General features: G+C 64.5%; 20 protein-coding genes. 4 read left to right on the top strand and 16 right to left on the bottom strand.

All coding sequences use genetic code 11. From position 1 onward, the window contains the following. The first annotated feature begins 264 nt into the window (after positions 1 to 264). A complete protein-coding gene (locus tag I5M_RS17995) occupies positions 265 to 459 on the top strand; it encodes a hypothetical protein (protein ID WP_022722671.1) in 195 nt (64 codons plus the stop codon). A 3-nt stretch (positions 460 to 462) separates the two neighbouring features. On the opposite strand, the gene I5M_RS17990 is transcribed toward I5M_RS17995, so the two are convergent. The 3 genes from I5M_RS17990 to I5M_RS17980 form a co-directional block, all read right to left on the bottom strand. Beyond that, a complete protein-coding gene (locus I5M_RS17990; RefSeq protein WP_022722670.1) occupies positions 463 to 1,890 on the bottom strand; it encodes a sodium:proton antiporter in 1,428 nt (475 codons plus the stop codon). A gap of 73 nt (positions 1,891 to 1,963) precedes the next feature. Continuing rightward, positions 1,964 to 4,225, bottom strand: a complete 2,262-nt coding sequence (gene parC / locus I5M_RS17985; protein ID WP_022722669.1) for a DNA topoisomerase IV subunit A — start codon at positions 4,223 to 4,225, stop codon at positions 1,964 to 1,966. A 9-nt stretch (positions 4,226 to 4,234) separates the two neighbouring features. Beyond that, positions 4,235 to 4,639, bottom strand: coding sequence for a winged helix-turn-helix transcriptional regulator (locus tag I5M_RS17980; protein WP_376738690.1), 405 nt, complete (start codon positions 4,637 to 4,639; stop codon positions 4,235 to 4,237). 189 nt (positions 4,640 to 4,828) lie between these two features. On the opposite strand from I5M_RS17980, the gene I5M_RS17975 reads away from it, so the two are divergent. After that, entirely contained in the window at positions 4,829 to 5,698 is an 870-nt protein-coding gene (locus I5M_RS17975) for an SDR family oxidoreductase (RefSeq protein ID WP_022722667.1), read from the top strand. A 42-nt stretch (positions 5,699 to 5,740) separates the two neighbouring features. Here I5M_RS17975 and recO read toward each other — a convergent pair whose 3' ends face one another. The 9 genes from recO to rpoZ all read right to left on the bottom strand — a co-directional run bounded on the left by recO (position 5,741) and on the right by rpoZ (position 13,911). Beyond that, positions 5,741 to 6,481: a DNA repair protein RecO gene (recO, locus tag I5M_RS17970; RefSeq protein ID WP_022722666.1), complete on the bottom strand. Its 741-nt coding sequence runs from the start codon at positions 6,479 to 6,481 to the stop codon at positions 5,741 to 5,743. 41 nt (positions 6,482 to 6,522) lie between these two features. Next, a complete protein-coding gene (locus I5M_RS17965; RefSeq protein ID WP_022722665.1) occupies positions 6,523 to 6,924 on the bottom strand; it encodes a hypothetical protein in 402 nt (133 codons plus the stop codon). Continuing rightward, positions 6,921 to 7,844, bottom strand: a complete 924-nt coding sequence (era, locus tag I5M_RS17960) for a GTPase Era (RefSeq protein ID WP_022722664.1) — start codon at positions 7,842 to 7,844, stop codon at positions 6,921 to 6,923. The genes I5M_RS17965 and era overlap by 4 nt, the downstream gene beginning before the upstream one ends. Next, a complete protein-coding gene (gene rnc, locus I5M_RS17955; protein WP_022722663.1) occupies positions 7,837 to 8,646 on the bottom strand; it encodes a ribonuclease III in 810 nt (269 codons plus the stop codon). Before rnc ends, era begins: the two co-directional genes overlap by 8 nt. Further along, on the bottom strand, positions 8,643 to 9,401 hold the full coding sequence (gene lepB / locus I5M_RS17950; protein WP_022722662.1) for a signal peptidase I: 759 nt from the start codon (positions 9,399 to 9,401) through the stop codon (positions 8,643 to 8,645). Before lepB ends, rnc begins: the two co-directional genes overlap by 4 nt. A 228-nt stretch (positions 9,402 to 9,629) precedes the next feature. Continuing rightward, the gene (gene acpS / locus I5M_RS17945) at positions 9,630 to 10,052 is read right to left on the bottom strand and encodes a holo-ACP synthase (RefSeq protein ID WP_022722661.1); all 423 of its coding nucleotides are present in this window, start codon (positions 10,050 to 10,052) and stop codon (positions 9,630 to 9,632) included. After that, positions 10,049 to 10,813: a pyridoxine 5'-phosphate synthase gene (locus tag I5M_RS17940; protein WP_022722660.1), complete on the bottom strand. Its 765-nt coding sequence runs from the start codon at positions 10,811 to 10,813 to the stop codon at positions 10,049 to 10,051. The genes acpS and I5M_RS17940 overlap by 4 nt, the downstream gene beginning before the upstream one ends. Before the next feature lie 134 nt (positions 10,814 to 10,947). Beyond that, positions 10,948 to 13,227 (bottom strand): bifunctional (p)ppGpp synthetase/guanosine-3',5'-bis(diphosphate) 3'-pyrophosphohydrolase, encoded by a 2,280-nt coding sequence (locus tag I5M_RS17935; RefSeq protein WP_022722659.1) that lies wholly within the window; start codon positions 13,225 to 13,227, stop codon positions 10,948 to 10,950. A 291-nt stretch (positions 13,228 to 13,518) separates the two neighbouring features. Further along, entirely contained in the window at positions 13,519 to 13,911 is a 393-nt protein-coding gene (gene rpoZ, locus I5M_RS17930; protein WP_022722658.1) for a DNA-directed RNA polymerase subunit omega, read from the bottom strand. A 340-nt stretch (positions 13,912 to 14,251) separates the two neighbouring features. On the opposite strand from rpoZ, the gene I5M_RS17925 reads away from it, so the two are divergent. Next, the gene (locus I5M_RS17925) at positions 14,252 to 14,881 is read left to right on the top strand and encodes an NYN domain-containing protein (protein WP_022722657.1); all 630 of its coding nucleotides are present in this window, start codon (positions 14,252 to 14,254) and stop codon (positions 14,879 to 14,881) included. 1 nt (position 14,882) lies between these two features. After that, positions 14,883 to 15,560, top strand: a complete 678-nt coding sequence (locus I5M_RS17920) for a uracil-DNA glycosylase (RefSeq protein ID WP_051048788.1) — start codon at positions 14,883 to 14,885, stop codon at positions 15,558 to 15,560. 159 nt (positions 15,561 to 15,719) lie between these two features. Here the strand turns inward: I5M_RS17920 and I5M_RS17915 are convergent, their stop codons facing one another. The 4 genes from I5M_RS17915 to dapA form a co-directional block, all read right to left on the bottom strand. Next, a complete protein-coding gene (locus tag I5M_RS17915; protein WP_022722655.1) occupies positions 15,720 to 16,298 on the bottom strand; it encodes a peroxiredoxin in 579 nt (192 codons plus the stop codon). A 29-nt stretch (positions 16,299 to 16,327) separates the two neighbouring features. Further along, on the bottom strand, positions 16,328 to 16,801 hold the full coding sequence (gene smpB / locus I5M_RS17910; RefSeq protein WP_022722654.1) for an SsrA-binding protein SmpB: 474 nt from the start codon (positions 16,799 to 16,801) through the stop codon (positions 16,328 to 16,330). Between the two features lie 128 nt (positions 16,802 to 16,929). Then, the gene (mscL, locus tag I5M_RS17905) at positions 16,930 to 17,361 is read right to left on the bottom strand and encodes a large conductance mechanosensitive channel protein MscL (RefSeq protein WP_022722653.1); all 432 of its coding nucleotides are present in this window, start codon (positions 17,359 to 17,361) and stop codon (positions 16,930 to 16,932) included. Positions 17,362 to 17,412: 51 nt separating this feature from the next. Then, complete coding sequence (gene dapA / locus I5M_RS17900; RefSeq protein ID WP_022722652.1) at positions 17,413 to 18,306, bottom strand: 4-hydroxy-tetrahydrodipicolinate synthase; 894 nt, start codon at positions 18,304 to 18,306, stop codon at positions 17,413 to 17,415. Between the last annotated feature and the right edge of the window lie 146 nt (positions 18,307 to 18,452).

The raw sequence follows: 18,452 nt of genomic DNA, 5'->3' as shown, positions 1-18,452 counted from the left end.
CGTCGAGTCAGAAGCGTTTGGCGGTGTCCTAGCGTCCATTCCGATAATCTGGGCGGATCCTGTTTTTATTGCAAGTAATTTGCAATAGCATAAAGTTCCATACGGCGCGGAAAGGTCGCCTTTGATCCGATGGTGAACCCTTCACCTCCAAAGAACACCCCGGCATCCCACGAGCGTTGGGAAATGTCATTGATCTACCTTCGACGAACGGAGGGTGCGGTTTCGGCCTTTTCCTCCGCAGCGAATTGGCGCAGAACCCCCCGCATGAGCGATCAATCGATGTCTCCCCGCGAACTGCTGCAATGGGCCATGAAGCCGCCGCAGGCCTACGTGCTGTACCTGCTCTGCGTCGTGCTGGTCGGCGGCCTGTCGTTCTATGTTGGCACCATGAAGCCCCGCGCCCATGCCGGGCTGGCGCCGCCACCTCCGGCAAACGTCAACGCTCCCCGCTCGCAGTGAGCGCTATCCGACGAAGCGCCAGTTCGGCACTGTCGGCAGCAGCGTCAGCAGCACGAACAGCGGGATCAGCGCCACCGCGGCCCACATCGCATAGCCGAAGAAGCCCGGCATCTTGATGCCGCGCTCGGTCGCGATGGCGTAGACCATGAAGTTCGGCGCGTTGCCGATATAGGTCAGCGCCCCCATGTAGACTGCGCCCATCGAGATTGCCGTCAGCGTGCCGGCGAGCGGACCCATCAGCTCAGCCGGCCGACCTCCCGCGAGTTCGAAGAACACAAGATAAGTCGGCGCGTTGTCGAGCACCGCGGACAACAACCCGGTCAGCCAGAAATACGGCACCTCATTGGGGTGACCGTCGGCCGCCGTGACGATGTCGAGCAGCGGCGCGAACAGGCCGGCTTTACCTGCCCCGAGCATCGCCAGCACTGGAATGATCGCGATGAAGATGCCGGCGAACAACTTGGCGACTTCGAGAATCGGCTCCCAGGTGAAGTCGTTGGCGGAGCGATGCTCGGCCGCGGTCCACCACAGCGACAACAGCGCGATGACCACCAGTGCGGCGTCTCGCACGAGGTTCTGCAGGGCGACCTTGGTGCCGTAGACGTCGAGTTCGATGCCGGGGCGCCAACTCGCCGACAGCAGGATCATGCCGATGATCGCGGCGATCAGGACGAAGTTGATGCCGCCGCGCAGGCCGATCGGCTCGCTGGCTGCCGCCGCGCTCGAATCCTGGCGGGCGAGCCAGCTATCGAGCGCGAAGAACGCAACGAGCAGCACGACCGCAATGATCAGCGTCTGCAGCCACAGATGCTGCGCCGGCCAGAAGAAATCGACACCGCGCAGGAAGCCGACGAACAGCGGCGGGTCGCCGAGCGGCGACAGCGCGCCGCCGATATTGGCGACCAAGATGATGAAAAAGACCACGACGTGTACGTTGTGCGCGCGCGCCTGATTGGCGCGGATCAGCGGCCGGATCAGGATCATCGCGGCGCCCGTCGTGCCGATGATGCTCGCCGCAGCCGTCCCGATCGCCAGCAGCGCCGTATTGATCAGCGGCGTGCCGCGCATCGTCCCGGTGACGAGAATGCCGCCGGCGACCGTGAACAGCGCGAACAACAGCACGATGAAGCTGAGATATTCGCCGAGCAGCGCATGGATCGCGGCGGCAAGCGCAGCTTGCCAGCCGTATACGACGGCGAGAGGCACCACGGTCGCCAACGCCCAGCCCGCGGCGATCTTGCCGTAATGGGCGTGCCAGATCTTCGCGAACAGCAGCGGCCCGAGCGCGATCGACATCAGGATGCCGGCGAACGGAATGCCCCACGCCCAGCCGAGGGTTGCGCCATCGAGTTCGGCGGCGTGCGCCGCGCCGGGCAGAAGCGCGAGCGGCATCGCGGCCGCGGCGCGCAGGAAGAAGTAACGTTGCATCATCGCGTCACTTCAATGCGGTTTTGCCGATCGGCGCAAAGCCAAAAGGCCGGCTGCGACAAATCGCGTCGCAGCCCTATTCGATGCCGCGGCCGAACTTGTTCGACTTCGGGAAGCCCTTCGGCGGCAGCCGGCCGGCATCGGCGCGGTTGCCGCGCCATTCGGCCAGCTCTTTCAGCGTCGCGCTGAACTCGCGGCCGGCGGAATCGCGCCAGGACAGGCCCTGCTTCGACGCGAAGGTCGCAACGTCGGACAGGCCGCCGTCCTTGTACTTCTGCAGCCGCACGCCGCGGCCGCGCGCCATCTCGGGCACCTGATCGATCGGGAAGATCACCATCTTGCGGTTGTCGCCGATCACCGCGACCTGATCATCGCCCTCGCTGACGACGGTGAGCGCCCTCGCCTCGTTCGGCACGTCGACGTTGATGATCTGCTTGCCCTTGCGGGTGGCGCCGACGCACTCGTCTTCGCCCACGATGAAGCCCTGGCCGTCATGGCTGGCGATCAGGAACTTGCGGCCGCCTTTGTGCACGAACACGGTGACGATGGCGGCGTCTTGCTCCATGTCGATGAACATGCGGATCGGCTCGCCGTGGCCGCGGCCGCCCGGCAGCTTGGCGACATCCAGCGCGTAGAACCGGCCGTTGGTGGCAAGTAGCAAGAGCTTGGACGTGGTCTCCGCGAAGAACGACTGACCGAGCTTGTCGTCCTGCTTGAAGTTGAGGCTCGACAGATCCTCGACATGGCCCTTGAGCGTGCGCACCCAACCCTTGTCGGAGATGACGACGGTGACCGGCTCGCGCTCGACGAAGGCTTCCTCGATCGCGGCGAGATCGTGCTCCGGCGCGTCGGCGAAAGTGGTGCGGCGCTTGCCGAGCGGCGTCTTAGGTCCGAACATGTCGCGGACCTTGCCGACCTGCTCGCCGACCTTGGCCCACTGCTTCGCCTCGGAGCCGAGAACTTCGTTGATGCCCTTCAGCTCCGCCCGCAGGTTCTTGTCTTCGGTGCGGATCTCCATCTCTTCTAGCTTGCGCAGACTGCGCAGCCGCATGTTGAGAATGGCTTCGGCCTGGATCTCGGTGAGCTTGAACGTCCGCATCAGGACGGGCTTGGGCTCGTCCTCGGTGCGGATGATTTTGATCACCTTGTCGATGTTCAAGTACGCGATCAGATAGCCGCCGAGCACTTCGAGGCGATGCTCGATCTGCGCCTTGCGATAGTTCGATCGGCGCAGTAGCACGTCGCGCAGATGGTCGAGCCATTCGCGCAGGCATTCGGCGAGGCCGAGCACCTTGGGAATGCGGCCGCCGACCAGCACGTTGAGGTTGAGCGGAATCCGGCTCTCCAGCTCGGTCAGCCGGAACAGTGACTCCATCATCAGCTCGGGATCGACGGTGCGCGACTTGGGCTCGATGACGATGCGGACGTCTTCAGCCGACTCGTCGCGGATGTCGCCGATCAGCGGCAGCTTCTTCTCGTTGAGAAGTTCGGCGATCTTCTCGATCAGCCGCGACTTCTGCACCAGCCACGGAATCTGCGTGACGACAACGCTCCAGGCGCCCCTTGCGCCCTCTTCCTGGTGCCAGCGCGCGCGGGTGCGGAATGCACCGCGGCCCGTGGTGTAGGCCTCGGCGATGCTCTCCTTGGAATCGATGATGATGCCGCCGGTCGGGAAGTCCGGACCTTTGACGAAGCGCAGCAGCGCCTTCGACTTGGCGTCGGGTTTCTCGATCAGGTGCAGCGCGGCGTCACACAGTTCGGCGGCGTTGTGCGGCGGGATCGCGGTCGCCATGCCGACCGCGATGCCTTGCGCGCCGTTGGCGAGCAGGTTCGGGAAGCCGCCGGGCAGCACAACCGGTTCCTTGGATTGGCCGTCGTAATTCGGCCGGAACGCGACGCCGTCCTCGTCGATGCCGTCGAGGAGCAGGCGCGCGACGTCGGTCATGCGCGCTTCGGTGTAGCGATAGGCGGCCGGATTATCGCCGTCTATGTTGCCGAAATTGCCTTGGCCGTCGACCAGCGGGTAGCGCGACGAGAAGTCCTGCGCGAGGCGCACCAGCGCGTCGTAGATCGACTGGTCGCCGTGCGGATGGAACGAGCCCATCACGTCGCCGACGATTTTGGCCGACTTTTTGAACGGTGTGCCGGGGTCGAGCCGCAGCAACCGCATTCCGTAGAGGATACGCCGATGCACCGGTTTCAACCCGTCGCGGGCGTCCGGCAAAGCGCGATGCATGATGGTCGAGAGCGCGTAAGCGAGGTAGCGCTCTTCCAGCGCCTCGCGAAGCTGCACCTCGTGAATCTCCGCCGGCTCCGGCGGAATCAGTCTTTTTCCCATGGCGTCGGGTTATCCGCTGGCCGAGACCGGAGCAAGCGCAACCCGGGCCGTCGGCGCTGCTGGCTGCTCGTCAGCGGCCGCATGTTCGGTGGCGTCGCCGGCATCGAACCGGGCGCGGGCGCGCTCGATCTCCGGAAACTGCTGCTCGGCCCAGCCGACCAGAGCGGTCAGCGGCCCGAGCACGGACTCGCCCATCGCCGACAAGCGGTATTCGACGCTGGGCGGCTTGGTCGGAAATACCCGCCGCGCCACCAACCCGTCGCGCTCAAGGTCGCGTAGCGTCTGGGTCAGCATGCGTTTCGAAATGTCTGGAACTTCCCGCAGCAGCGCATTGAAACGCATAGGCTTTTCGGCCAGCGCGATGAGCAGCAACGTGCTCCATTTGCTGCCGAGGTGGTCGAGCACGTTGCGCACCGGACAGCGCGAAGCGTCGTAGCCAAGCTCGCGCCAAGCGGCGTAGCGATCGGTCAACGTGGCGCGGTGCGCAGCGGCGGTCAGGTTATCTGAAGGTGACCTTGTCACGAAAAACTGCCTCCTTCCGGGCTGGGCAGAAGGTCTCCATTGTAGACCTATCCTCAATTCTAAACCAGCACGGAGCTTCCCATGTCTGCGTCTCGTTTCCTCATCACCGGCGCCAGCGGCCAGCTCGGCCGGCTCGTCATCGACGGTCTGCTCAAGACGGTCCCGGCATCGCAGATCGGCGTCCTGGTCCGCAGCGACAAAGCCGCTGCCGAGTTCGCCGCGCGCGGCCTGCATGTCCACAAGGGCGATTACAGCCTGCCCGAGACGCTGGCACCGGCTTTCGGCGGCGTGGAGCGGGCGCTGCTGATCTCGTCGAGCGAGGTCGGCCAGCGGCTGCCGCAGCATCGCAACGCGATCGAGGCGGCGCGCCAGGGCGGCGTCAAGCTGCTGGCCTACATCAGCCTGCTGCACGCCGACGCTTCACCGCTCGGACTGGCCGAGGAGCACCGCCAGACCGAGGCGGCGCTGAAAGCATCCGGCGTGCCGTACGCCCTGCTCCGCAACGGCTGGTACACCGAGAACTACGCAGCCTCGATCCCGGCCGCGCTGGCGCACGGCGCGATGATCGGCAGCGCCGGCGACGGCCGGATCGCCTCCGCGGCACGCGCCGATTATGCGGAGGCTGCGGTTCGAGTACTGACGGCGTCGGATGACCTGGCCGGCAAGACCTACGAACTCGCCGGCGACACGTCCTACACACTGGCCGAGTTTGCCGCCGAACTGGCTCGGCAGAGCGGCAAGACCCTCGCCTATCAGGATCTGCCCGAAGCCGCCTACAAGGCTGCGCTGGTGAGTGCGGGGTTGCCCGAGCCTTTCGCCGCGCTGCTGGCGGATTCCGACGCCGGTGCCGCCAAGGACGCACTGTTCGACGACAGCCATAGCCTGAGCAAACTGATTGGCCGAGCGACGACACCGTTCGCCGAAACCATCGCGGCGGCGCTGAACACCTGAGCTTCAGCGCAACAGCCGCCGCCGCGATCGTCGCGGCAGCGGCTACACCGCGGAGCGTTGTGCGGCCCGTGTTACCGCATTGATGAACCCCGCGCGGGCATCGGAATGGCCCTGCCCGCGTGGTTCGAGCACGTTGCGCAGCAGGAAGCGGCCGGTCAGTTCGAAGCCGTCGCGGAGGTCCTGTTCGGAGCACGCGACTTCCTCGTCGTCGCGTAGGAAGGCCGGCAGGCGGAGCAGCCGATCGCGCCAGGGTTCGCCGGCGGTGCGCGACACGGCGTTGCCCGTTTTGGGCGAGACGTAGACCAGCTCGTGCGTCGCGCCGGTGGCGGCGCAGGTCGACAGATCGAGGCCGAAGCCGAGTTCGGTCAGCATTGCCAGTTCGAACCGGATCAGATGCCGGGCTGCGACGCCGGCATCGTCGAAATCGTCGAGGATGTGTTCGAGCATCGCATGAATGTCGTCATGGGGATCGCGCTCGGGCAAAAGGCGCGCCAGCGACGCCAGATGGGTGACGCCGTAAGCCGCATGCGAGACCGCCAGCAGCGTCGCCGCACGCATCCGCGCGCTCTCGAGTTGATAGTAGCCGAGATGCTCGTCGAGCCGCGCCCGCCAGACTGCGAGGACGCTGTTGCCGGGCTGCAGCATCGGCCGCAGCCGCGACGACGCGCCGCCGCGGACCATGCCGAGATGCCGGCCGTGCTCACGCGTCAGCAGCTCGACGATCGCGCCGGCCTCGCCATGCCGCCGCACCCCGAGAATGATGCCCTCGTCGCTCCATTCCATCGGCCGAGCCTAACGGATTTCGCGGCCGATCGCTCGCGGAACTATCCCTTGAACCAGCCGCGGGCGTCGCCGGTGAAGGACAGATAGATGCCGGCCGCGGTCAGGCCACAGGAGGCGATGTCGATCCACAGGCCGAACTCGAAGCCGCTGTCGTCGACGATCTGGGTCAGCGACACGATCGAGAACACCAGCGACGCCGTCAGCACCGCCCTCGCCCAGTTCTTGCGGCCATGCGCGGCCAGCCACACCAGGTAAGCGAGCAGAATGATCAGCCCCGCCGCCATGGTGTTGGCGGCGGCGATGACCGTGCCCGACATTTCGGGATCGGACATAGTGCGGTCCTGAAACGCCACGGAGATGCAGTCGAGCATCAGCGAGGTCAGCAGCAGCACCTCGAACCAGAATACGTTCTTCGGCAGCGTCGCGGTGGTGGCGGGGGTCATTCCTTGGGAAACTCCAACCCGATCTCGCGATAGCGTTCGGGATCGTTGCCCCAATCTTCGCGCACCTTCACGAACAGAAAAAGATGCACTTTCTGTTCCAGAATCTCGCCGATTTCCTTGCGCGCCGCCGCGCCGATCGCCTTGATCGATGCGCCGCCTTTGCCGAGCACGATCTTCCGCTGGCTTTCGCGCTCGACGAAGATGGTTTGCTCGATCTTCACCGAGCCGTCCTTGCGCTCGGTCCAGGTGTCGGTCTCGACCGTCGACTGATACGGCAGTTCCTGATGCAGTTGCCGGAAGATCTTCTCGCGGGTGATCTCGGCCGCGAGGTGACGCAGCGGCGCATCCGACATCTGGTCTTCAGGATAGAGATACGGCCCTTCCCGCACGCGCGCCGCCAGGGCACTGCGCAGATCGTCGACGCCGTCGCCGGTCATCGCCGACACCATGAAGGTCTGCTCGAACGCCAGCCGCTCGTTGGCGGCCTGCGCCAGCGCCAGCAGCTTCTCGCGCGGGACGATATCGATCTTGTTCAGCACCAGCAGCCTGGGATGATCGACCTTCTGCAGATTGTCGAAGATCGCTTCCGCCTGCTCGTCGAGGCCAGCGCGCGCATCGATCAGCGCGCAGACGAGATCGGCGTCGTGCGCGCCGCTCCACGCGGTCTTGACCATCGCGCGATCGAGCCGCCGCTTCGGCGCGAAGATGCCGGGCGTGTCGACCAGAATGATCTGCGACGAACCTTCAATGACGATGCCGCGGATCAGCGCGCGCGTCGTCTGCACCTTGCGCGACACGATGCTGACCTTGGAGCCGACCAACGCGTTGACGAGCGTCGATTTGCCGACATTGGGCGCGCCGATCAGCGCGACGAAGCCGCACCGAGTCGCGGCTGCGGTCGAAGTATCTGGATCAACCATCTTGGCCGCCGGAACTGACGCCTTCGCGCGCCAACATGGCTTGCGCCGCGACCTTCTCGGCGGCGCGCTTGCTGCCGCCGACGCCCTCGGCGTCTTCGAGCCCTGGCAAGGTCACAGCGACGCGAAATTGCGGATCGTGATGCGGGCCGGTGCGTTCGACTTCGCGATACACCGGCGTCGGCAGGCCTTTGCCCTGCGCCCATTCCTGCAACACGGTCTTCGGATCGCGCAGCGAACGCGCCGGCTTGCGCATCCGCTCGGTCCAGTTGCGCTTCACGAAGTCCGCCGCAGCATCATAGCCACCGTCGAGATAGATGGCGCCGATCACCGCTTCGCAGATGTCGCCGAGCACCGACTTGCGCAAGCGCGCGCCGGCACCGGCGCCGACCGTGCCGAGCTTGATGCCCTCGTCGAGATCGAGGCTGCGCGCGACGTCGGCGCAAGTTTCCTTGCGCACCAGATCGGCCAGCCGTTTCGAGAGTTCGCCTTCGTCGGCATTTGGGAACGCGCGGTACAGCATGTCGGAGACGATCAGTCCGAGCACGTGGTCGCCGAGAAACTCCAGCCGCTGATAGCTGTCGGCGCGATTACGCGCCGACTTCAGCGCCGAGACGTGAGTCAGCGCTGTGGTCAGCAATGCCGGATCGGCAAAGCTGTGACCGATGCGCTGCTCGATCGCGACCGCCTTCTCCTTGGCCTTGACCTTGCGGCTCCGCTTCGGTGCAGCGGCCGGCTCGGCAGCCTGCCCGCCGGCCTCGTCAGCGGCCTTCGGGGTATCGATGTTGGTCACGTCCTCGATCATCGCACGAAGGAGAAGATCCGGCCCCAGCGCACGGCGGTCGGCCAACGCCAGATTTCCCAGGCGTGATCGCCCTCGCGGATGGAGAAGAAGATCATCTGGGCGCGGCCGATGAGATTCTCGTACGGCACGTAGCCGACTGCCGACAGCACGCGGCTGTCGGTCGAGTTGTCGCGGTTGTCGCCCATCATGAAGAAGTGGCCGGGCGGCACGGTGTAGACATTGGTGTTGTCGTAGAAGCCGTTGTCGACGCAATCCAGCGTCTCGTAGCTGACGTTGTTCGGCAGCGTCTCCTTCCAGCGCTTCACCCGCGCCGTGGCTTCGGAGCCGCACGGATCTTCACCGACGTAGTCGGGCAGCCGTTCGCGCTGGACAGGCTTGTCGTTGATGTAGAGGAGACCCTCTTTCATCTGAATGCGGTCGCCCGGCAGGCCGATGACGCGCTTGATGTAGTCGGTGGACTCGTCCTTCGGCAGCCGGAACACGACGACATCCCCGCGATTGGGCTCGGAGCCGAAGATGCGACCGGAGAACAGCGGCGGCGACAGCGGGATCGAGAACTTGCTGTAGCCGTACGAGTACTTCGACACGAACAGATAGTCGCCGACCAAGAGCGTCGCCTTCATCGATCCCGACGGGATGTTGAAAGGCTGGAACAGGAAGGTCCGGATCACCAGGGCGATCAGCAGGGCATGGATGACGACGCGGATCGTCTCGCCGATGCCGCTTTCAGATTTGGTACCGGATGACACGCTCATCGCTTTCCCGATTCCCGCGGGCGTCGCTCGCGGAGGAGACGTTCTCAGGGGAGCAGGAGCGCTCACCACGAGACCTTGGTTTCTGGCGAGAAACCCCGACTCGGTGCGGATTCGATCCGGCCGAGGTTCCGGCGCGGTTGTAGACCGTTGTCGCAGGCGGCGCAATCAAGTGTCGCGCGGGAACTGGCTAATGCCATGGCCGCACAGCAGATTTTGTGCTTGACGACATCACGTGGCGGCTGGAGCGGGCTCCGCCGAGATGACCACGAAGGCCTGCGCCAGCGGCCATTCATCGGTGATCGACAGGTCGATTCGGGCTGTCATGCCGGCCGGCGTTAGCGCGTCGAGGCGCGCCTTGGCGCCGCCGGTCAGCAGCATTGTCGGCCGGCCGCCGGGAAGATTGACCACGCCCATATCCCGCCACCACACACCCTGGCGGATGCCGGTGCCGAGCGCCTTGCTGCAGGCTTCCTTGGCGGCGAACCGCTTGGCGTAGGTCGCCACCAGCATTTCGTCGCTCTTGCTGCGACGCGCTGCCTTGGCGCGCTCGGTCTCGGTGAAAATGCGGTCGAGGAAGCGCTCGCCGTGGCGTTCGATGACCTTTGCGATCCGGGTGATGTCGATCAGATCGGAGCCGATGCCGATGATCATGCGGCGGCCACTTTGGCGCGGCCGCGCTCCATCGCCGCCCGCATGGTCCGGATGGTTTCGGCCAGGCCGACGAACACCGCCTCGCCGATCATGAAGAACCCAATATTCAGTTCGACGATCTGCGGCAGCGCCGCGATGGTCTCGGCAGTCTCGTAGTCGAGACCGTGGCCGGCGTGGACTTCGATGCCGGCGGAGCGCGCCAGTGCCGCACCGGCGACAATTCGCTTCCATTCGGCACTGGCCTTCGCGGTGTCGCCGTCGGTCAGCGCATCACACCACGCGCCGGTGTGGATCTCGATTGCCGGCGACTTCAGCTTTGCCGCCATGTCGATCTGAGCCGGATCGGGCGCGATGAACAGCGAGGTGCGGATGCCGGCATCGCTGAATTTGGCGATCGCGGGACCGAGATGATCGCGCAGGCCGATGACATCGAGCCCGCCTTCGGTCGTCAGCTCCTCGCGCCGCTCAGGCACGAGGCACACCGCATGCGGCCTCACGCCGAGCGCGATGCGGATCATTTCCGGCGTTGCCGCCATCTCGAAATTCAGGGGCTTGGTGATCTCCGCCTTGAGCCGCTCCATGTCGGCATCGCGGATGTGGCGGCGATCCTCACGCAAATGCGCGGTGATGCCGTCGGCCCCCGCCTCGATCGCCGTGCGCGCAGCGCGCAGCGGATCGGGATGGCGGCCGCCGCGCGCGTTCCGCAGCGTGGCGATGTGATCGATGTTGACGCCGAGACGAAGTGGCGGAGATTTGGACATAGTGGACTCGCGATAAGGACCGTCATTGCGAGCGAAGCGAAGCAATCCAGCTCAGTGCACCGAGCTGGATTGCTTCGCTTCGCTCGCAATGACGAACATACTAACTGACTCGATGACCAAGTGTGACCACGCCCTCAGCCGTTCACGCGCTCGACGTGAGCGACAACATCTTTGGCGCGGAGCTGGGCGATGATGGCGCTGAGGTGCTTGAGGTCGTAGACCTCGAGGTCGATTGTCAGCTCGGTGAAGTCGGGCGAGCGGCGGCTCATATTGATGTTGTCGATGTTGCCGTCGTGTTCGGCGATGACGCCGGCGATCTGCGCCAGCGAACCTGGCTCGTTGACGTTCTGCACGAACAGCCGTGCCGGGAAGCGCTGCGGCGTCGACTCGTCGATGTCCCATTTGACGTCGAGCCAGCGCTCCGGCTCTTCCTCGAATTCCTTCAAGTCGGGCGACTGGATCGGATAGATGGTGATGCCCTCGCCCGGCGTGACGATGCCGACGATGCGATCGCCCGGCACCGCGCCGCCGTTGGGCGCGAACTTGACCGGCAGGCCGGAGTGCAGGCCGCCGATCGGGATCACCGCGCTGGCCTTGCCGGGCTCGGGCGCCGGCTTGGCGCCCGGCTTCTCCGGCGCTTTCTTGCCGCCGAACCGCGCGATGCGCTCTTCCTTGTAATCCGGATACATCGCGCGGGCGACGTCGGAGGCTTTCATTTCGCCGCGGCCGACCGAGGCCATCACGTCTTCGATCGACGAACGCGCCAGCCGCGGCAGCGCGCCCTTCAGCTTGTCGTCGGCGTATTCGATCTTGGCGCGGACGAACAGGCGTTCGACGATACGGCGGCCGAGCCCCGCGTATTGATCGCGCATCGCCGCCCGCGTGGCGCGGCGGATGGCGGCCCGGGCCTTGCCGGTGCGGGCCAGCGATTCCCATGCGGCCGGCGGCGCCGATTGCACCGGCGACGTCAGCACCTCGACTTCGTCGCCATTCTGCAATTCGCTCGACAGCGGCGCGAATTTGCCGTTGATCTTGCAGCCGACCGCCGAGTTGCCGACGTCGGTGTGGACCGCATAGGCAAAGTCGATGACGTTGGCGTTGCGCGGCAGCGCGATCAGCTTGCCCTTCGGCGTGAAGCAGAACACCTGGTCGTGGAACAGCTCGAGCTTGGTGTGCTCGAGGAATTCCTCGGGGTTCTGGCTCTCCGACAGCATCTCGATGGTGTGTCGCAGCCAAGCGAAGGCATTGGACTCGCGATTGACGAGTTCGGTCGGTGAGCCGACGCCGTCCTTGTAGAATGCGTGCGCGGCGATGCCGTATTCGGCGATCTGATTCATCTCGCGGGTGCGGAATTGCAGCTCGACGCGCTGCTGACCGGGCCCGATCACCGTGGTGTGCAACGAGCGATAGTCGTTCTGCTTGGGCGTCGAGATATAGTCCTTGAACCGGCCCGGCACCATCGGCCAGGTGGTGTGGACCACGCCGAGTGCGCGGTAGCAGCACGCGACGTCTCCGACGATGACGCGGAAGCCGTAAATATCGGACAGCTGTTCGAAGCCGACCGATTTGCGCTCCATCTTGGTCCAGATCGAAAATGGCCGCTTGCGCCGGCCGGTGACTTCGGCGGTGATGCCGTTGCGGCCGAGATTGGCTGAGAGCTGGGCTTCGATCTCGCCGATCAGGTTACGGTTGCGTTCGGCCAGCGCGTCGAGCCGCTGCATCACCACAGCGAAGGCTTCCGGATCGAGCGTGCGGAAAGCCAGATCTTCCAGCTCCTCTCGCATCTCGTGCATACCCATGCGGCCGGCGAGCGGCGCATAGATGTCGAGGGTCTCCTCGGCGATGCGGTGCCGCGACGCCGGCGGCACGAATTCCAGCGTGCGCATGTTGTGCAGCCGGTCGGCCAGTTTGATCAGCAGCACGCGGACGTCGTCGGCGATCGCCAGCAGCAGCTTGCGCAGGTTTTCGGCCTGCTTGGCCTCGCGCGACACCAGTTCGAGCCGCTTCAGCTTGGTCAGGCCTTCGACCAGCGCGCCGATCTCGTGGCCGAACAGCTTGTCGATCTCGGTCCGGGTCGCCTCGGTGTCTTCGATCGTGTCGTGCAGCAGCGCCGCCACGATGGTGGCGTCGTCGAGCTTGAGGTTAGTCAGGATGGCGGCGACTTCGAGCGGATGCGAGAAATACGGATCGCCCGAGGCGCGGGTCTGCTCGCCATGGGCCTTCATGGCGTAGACGTAGGCGCGGTTGAGCAGGTCTTCGTCGGTATCCGGATTGTAGGAACGGACCCGCTCGACGAGGTCGTACTGCCGCATCATTCGCGCCCGGGAGGCGCGCGGCCGGGCGACCGCAGGTGCGGCGGCGGCCACGCCGGCGGAGGCCTCCATCTGAACCGGCACGGGGCGCCCTGACGCCATTCTTAGTCCTAGCCTATTCCTCTGGTCCCACAGCCACTTACCGACGATGAGATTCACTGCTCTGAACTGCTCCAAGCACAGTAGATCGTTTCGACGTGAAAGAAAGATAGACGATCAGGAAAACCTGCCATTCCGGCAGAGTTTGGACCGAATCGCGGGCGCTGTACGACCAATCGCCGGGACGGCGCGCGGCTAAATTCCGGGCATCGGACAAAGCAAAAGGCCCGGACGATGCGATCCGGGCCTCAGAATAGCTCTAAGTTGTTTGGGCGACTGCTGCCGCGCGACGGGTTATTCGTCCTCTTCGGGCTGCTCTTCCGGTGGCGCCAGGCCTTCGAGACCCTTGAGCAGCTCCTCCTCCGTCATACGCTCCATCGCCACTTCGGTGTCGTCGGCATCGGCACTCGCGCCGCTCGAACCGATCAGCGGAACGGTATCTTGCTCCGGCTCGTCGACCTCGACGAACTTCTGCAGCGAGTGCACCAGCTCTTCCTTGAGGTCTTCCGGAGAAATCGTCTGCTCGGCGATTTCGCGAAGCGAAACAACGGGATTCTTGTCGTTGTCGCGGTCGATCGTGAGCTGGGAGCCGGACGAGATCATGCGCGCCCGATGGGCAGCGAGAAGGACCAGATCGAAGCGGTTGTCGACCTTATCAATGCAATCTTCAACGGTGACGCGCGCCATGCCTGTCGCTCCGTTCGAGGAACCGAATGAGGGGGGTTGTCTGCCGTAGCTAAAGGTGGTTGACGGAATTCGCAAGAACAAAATGGCGTTGGAGCACCCGCTTCGCTCTGTTACTGAAAGGTTTAGCCGGATCGCGTACGGATCACGTCCCAGTGCAAAACCGAGTTCCGACAAGAAAAGGCTATTTTTGAAAGGGAATGCTATACACTACCGGTATTAGCTTCGTGCGGTTGAAGTCGTCCCGGTTGGCGAGAGCAGAACGCTTTTCGCGTCATTCGCCTCCAACTGCGCTGCTTTTCTGTTGCGCCAACATCAGTAGACGGACATACGAGAGATCTTGATGCCAACTCATCAGAACAACAAAATTGCGCTGTTTATCGATGGCGCCAACCTATACGCGACCGCAAAGACTCTGGGCTTCGATATCGATTACAAGCGGTTGCTCAAGGAATTCCAGAGCCGCGGCGATCTGGTCCGGGCCTTCTACTACACCGCGATCATCGAAGATCAGGAATATTCGTCGATTCGCCCGCTGATCGACTGGCTCGATTACAACGGCTACACCGTGGTCACCAAGGCGACCAAGGAGTTCATTGACGCCTCCGGCCGCCGCAAGGTCAAGGGTAACATGGACATCGAACTCGCTGTCGATGCCATGGAACTGGCCGAGCATATCGACCAGATGGTGCTGTTCTCGGGCGACGGCGATTTCCGCTCGCTGGTCGAGGCGGTGCAACGTCGCGGCGTTCGGGTGACCGTCGTCTCGACGATCTCCAGCCAGCCGCCGATGATCGCCGACGAACTGCGGCGTCAGGCCGACATTTTCACCGACCTCGTCGAACTGCAGGCCAAGATCGGCCGCGATCCGGCCGACCGGCCGCCGCCGCGCGAACCGCGGCACACGCCGCAGTTCCTGCAGCGTCAGACGGCACTGGCTCAGCGCGGCGGTGACGACGATTTCGAAGACTGAGATCGCGGCGGCGCGCGGCGCGAATGCCGCCGCCGCTGTCACCGCGACGGAACCTGCCGCAAACTGCCCGCTGTGTCCGCGGCTGGCGGCCTTTCGCCAGGAATCCCGCGAACGACAGCCGGGCTGGTTCAACGCGCCGGTGCCGTCGTTCGGCAGCGCCGATGCCGCATTGCTGATTGTCGGGCTCGCGCCGGGCCTGCAAGGCGCCAACCGCACCGGACGTCCGTTCACCGGCGACTATGCCGGCGACCTGCTCTACGCCACCCTGATCGATTACGGCTTCGCGCGCGGCGAATACAAAGCACGGCCCGACGACGGGTTGACGCTGGTCGATTGCCGGATCAGCAATGCGGTGCGTTGCGTGCCGCCGCAGAACAAGCCCCTGCCCGCCGAGATCAACACCTGCCGCCAGTTTCTCAGCGGTGTGTTCGGCGCCATGCCGCGGCTACGCGCTGTTGTGCTGCTCGGCCGCATCGCCCACGACACGACGATCAAAGCCGTCGGGCTCAGGGCTTCGCAAGCCCCGTTCGGCCACGGCGCGGTGCACCAGGCCGGCACGCTCAAGCTCTACGACAGCTATCACTGCTCGCGCTACAACACCAACACCGGCGTGCTGACGCCGAAGATGTTCGGCGACGTGTTCGCGAAGGTGCGGGCGGATTTGGATGCGGGCAAGTAAGTCCTTGCTGCCTGTTTCAGCATCATCCTGAGGTGCGAGCCCACTTGGGCGAGCCTCGAAGGATGAGCTACGCGCGATGACCTCAGCGCCTGTGGCCGCATGCTTCGAGGCTCGCCTTCGGCTCGCACCTCAGCATGACGCCTTGCGCGTAGTAAGCAATCAGCGCGGGTTGGCCTTTAGCCACGCCAGCACATCCCCAGCATTCCGGTCCGGCGGAAATACCGGATAGAACACGTGAGTGATGCGGCCGTCGTCGATGATCAGCGCCATGCGCTTCAGCAGCGTCATGCCGGCCACGTCCATGGTCGGTAGCTTCAGCGCCTTGGCCAGAACTAGCTTGTCGTCCGATAGCACCGGAAATGGCAGATGCAGCCGCTGCGCCATCTCGGACTGATACTCGGTGGACTGTGTCGACAGGCCAAACACCTGATCGGCGCCGGCGGCTTTGAGTTCGGCGAACAAATCACGAAACGAACAGGTCTGCGGCGTGCAGCCGCGCGCGCCCGGGATCATGTCCCAATCGTCGACCGGCGCGATCTTGCCAGGCTCGCCGGTCCGCGGATAGGCGAACACCACGGTGCGCCCGGTCAGCGCCGCCAGCGTGGCCATGCCGCCGTGCGTAGCCGGCAGCGCCACGGCCGGAATCGCCGAGCCGACCAGATGGGCCGCGCCGCCGTCGTCGACCGGCGCCGGGATCGTGCTCCAATCCACCTCGTTCAGGCTGCCCTGGTTGGCCATGCGGTCCTCCCGATATTCGTTATGTCCACTCAGCCGCGCGCGCGCAGCAATCGGCCCTTTTCCCGGCTCCAGTCGCGCTTCTTCTCGGTCTCGCGCTTGTCGTGCAGCTGCTTGCCCTTGGCGAGCGCCAGCAGCAGCTTGGCGCGGCCCTTTTCGTTGAAGTACAATTTCAACGGGATCAGCGTCATGCCCTGGCGCTCGACGGCGCCCATCAGCTTGTTGATCTGTTTGCGATGCAGCAGCAGTTTGCGCGGCCGCTTCGGTTCGTGATTGAAGCGATTGGCCTGCAGATATTCAGGGATCGTCGCGTTGATCAGCCAGATCTCGCCACCACGCGCGTCCGCATAGGATTCGGCGATCGTCGACTTGCCGTTGCGGACCGATTTCACTTCGGTGCCGGTCAGCGAAATGCCGGCTTCAATCGTGTCCTCGATCGCGTAGTTGAACCGCGCTTTGCGGTTCTCCGCCACGACCTTGATCGGGCGTTCGTTCTTGTCGGCCATTGCGGCTCAGTCTTTCTCGCCCGCTCTAGAGCTTTTCCGGTTCTGATAGAATCAGAACCGGAGCTCTAGATTCTTAATTTGACGCGTTTTCTTCACGCGAACCGGTATCCACTTCGCTCGAAAACGCTCTAGACCAGCGGGCGGTTGCCGCTCTTGAGCAGATCACGGATTTCGGCGAGCAGCTCCTGCTCGCGGGTCGGCTTCGGCGGCTCCGCCGGCTTCGCTTCATCCTTGCGCTTCAGCCGGTTCATCGCCCGCACCACCATGAACAACACGAAGGCGACGATGATGAAATTCAGCGTCAGCGTGAGGAAGTTGCCCCAGGCCAGCACAGCGCCCTGCTTCTTGGCCTCGACCAGCGTATTCGCCGTCACTGCTTTGGACAGCGGGGTGAAGTAGTTCGAGAAGTCGAGCCCGCCGGTGATCGAGCCGATGATCGGCATGATGACGTCGCCGACCAGCGACGAGACGATCGCGCCGAACGCGGCGCCGATGATGACGCCGACCGCGAGGTCGACGACATTGCCCTTCATGGCGAACTCACGGAACTCCTTGAACATCTCACCCCTCCGGCAGGTCGCGCGGCCCGGTTGATCCGGCCTGTTTGACGGTCAGTTCAACAGTCCGGCGTGCATCATTGCCGCGCGGATGACTTCGCCGGTCGGCTTGGTGACCGGCATCAGCGGCAGCCGCACCTCTTCTTCGATACGGCCGAGCAGCGTCAACCCGTGCTTGGCGCCGGCGACGCCCGGCTCCTTGAACACAGCGTCGTGCAACGGCACCAGCCGGTCCTGGATTTTCAGAGCGCCCGTATAGTCGCCGGCAAACACCGCGCCCATCAGGTCGGAGCACAGCTTCGGCGCGACGTTCGATACGACCGAGATGCAGCCATGACCGCCCGCCGCCATATAGGCCAGCGCGGTCATGTCCTCGCCCGAGAGCTGAATGAAATCGGCGCCCATGGCGTGACGCTGCTGCGAGACGCGGCCGAGATTCGCGGTCGCGTCCTTGACGCCCGCGATGTTCTTCAATTCGTACAGCCGGCTCATGGTCTCGACCGACATGTCGACGACCGACCGCGGCGGGATGTTGTAGATGATGATTGGAATGCCGATCGAATCGTTCACCGCCTTGAAGTGCTGATACATGCCTTCCTGGGTGGGCTTGTTGTAATACGGCGTCACCACCAGCACGGCATCCGCCCCCGCCTTCTCGGCGTGGCGCGCAAGCTCAACAGCCTCACGCGTCGAATTGGAGCCGGCGCCGGCGATAACCGGCACGCGGCCCTTGGCCTCCTCGATGCACCATTCGACCACCTTGTGGTGCTCTTCGTGGCTCAGCGTCGGGCTCTCGCCAGTGGTCCCGACCGGCACCAGGCCGTGGGAGCCGTCCTCGATCTGCCAATTCACCAGGGCACGGAAGGCCTGCTCGTCGAGCGAACCGTCCTTTTTGAACGGCGTCACCAAGGCGGTCATGGACCCGCGGAACTTCGTCTTGGCTGCCATTCTGTCCTCCTGAACACCGTACCTGCCGCAAATCGAAGCGCCCTTCATACCGAGTTCATGCCTGCGGCGAAAGGGCATGCTCGCCTGGCGCGCGCCGCCGCCCAGCAGCGAAAATACGGTTGAACCTCCACCGGCGCCTCATGTCT

The organism is Rhodopseudomonas sp. B29 (genome assembly GCF_000333455.1).
Taxonomy (GTDB): Bacteria; Pseudomonadota; Alphaproteobacteria; order Rhizobiales; family Xanthobacteraceae; genus Rhodopseudomonas.
Note: the sequence above shows the minus strand (reverse complement) of the source record. Positions and strands in the feature narration are given on the sequence as shown.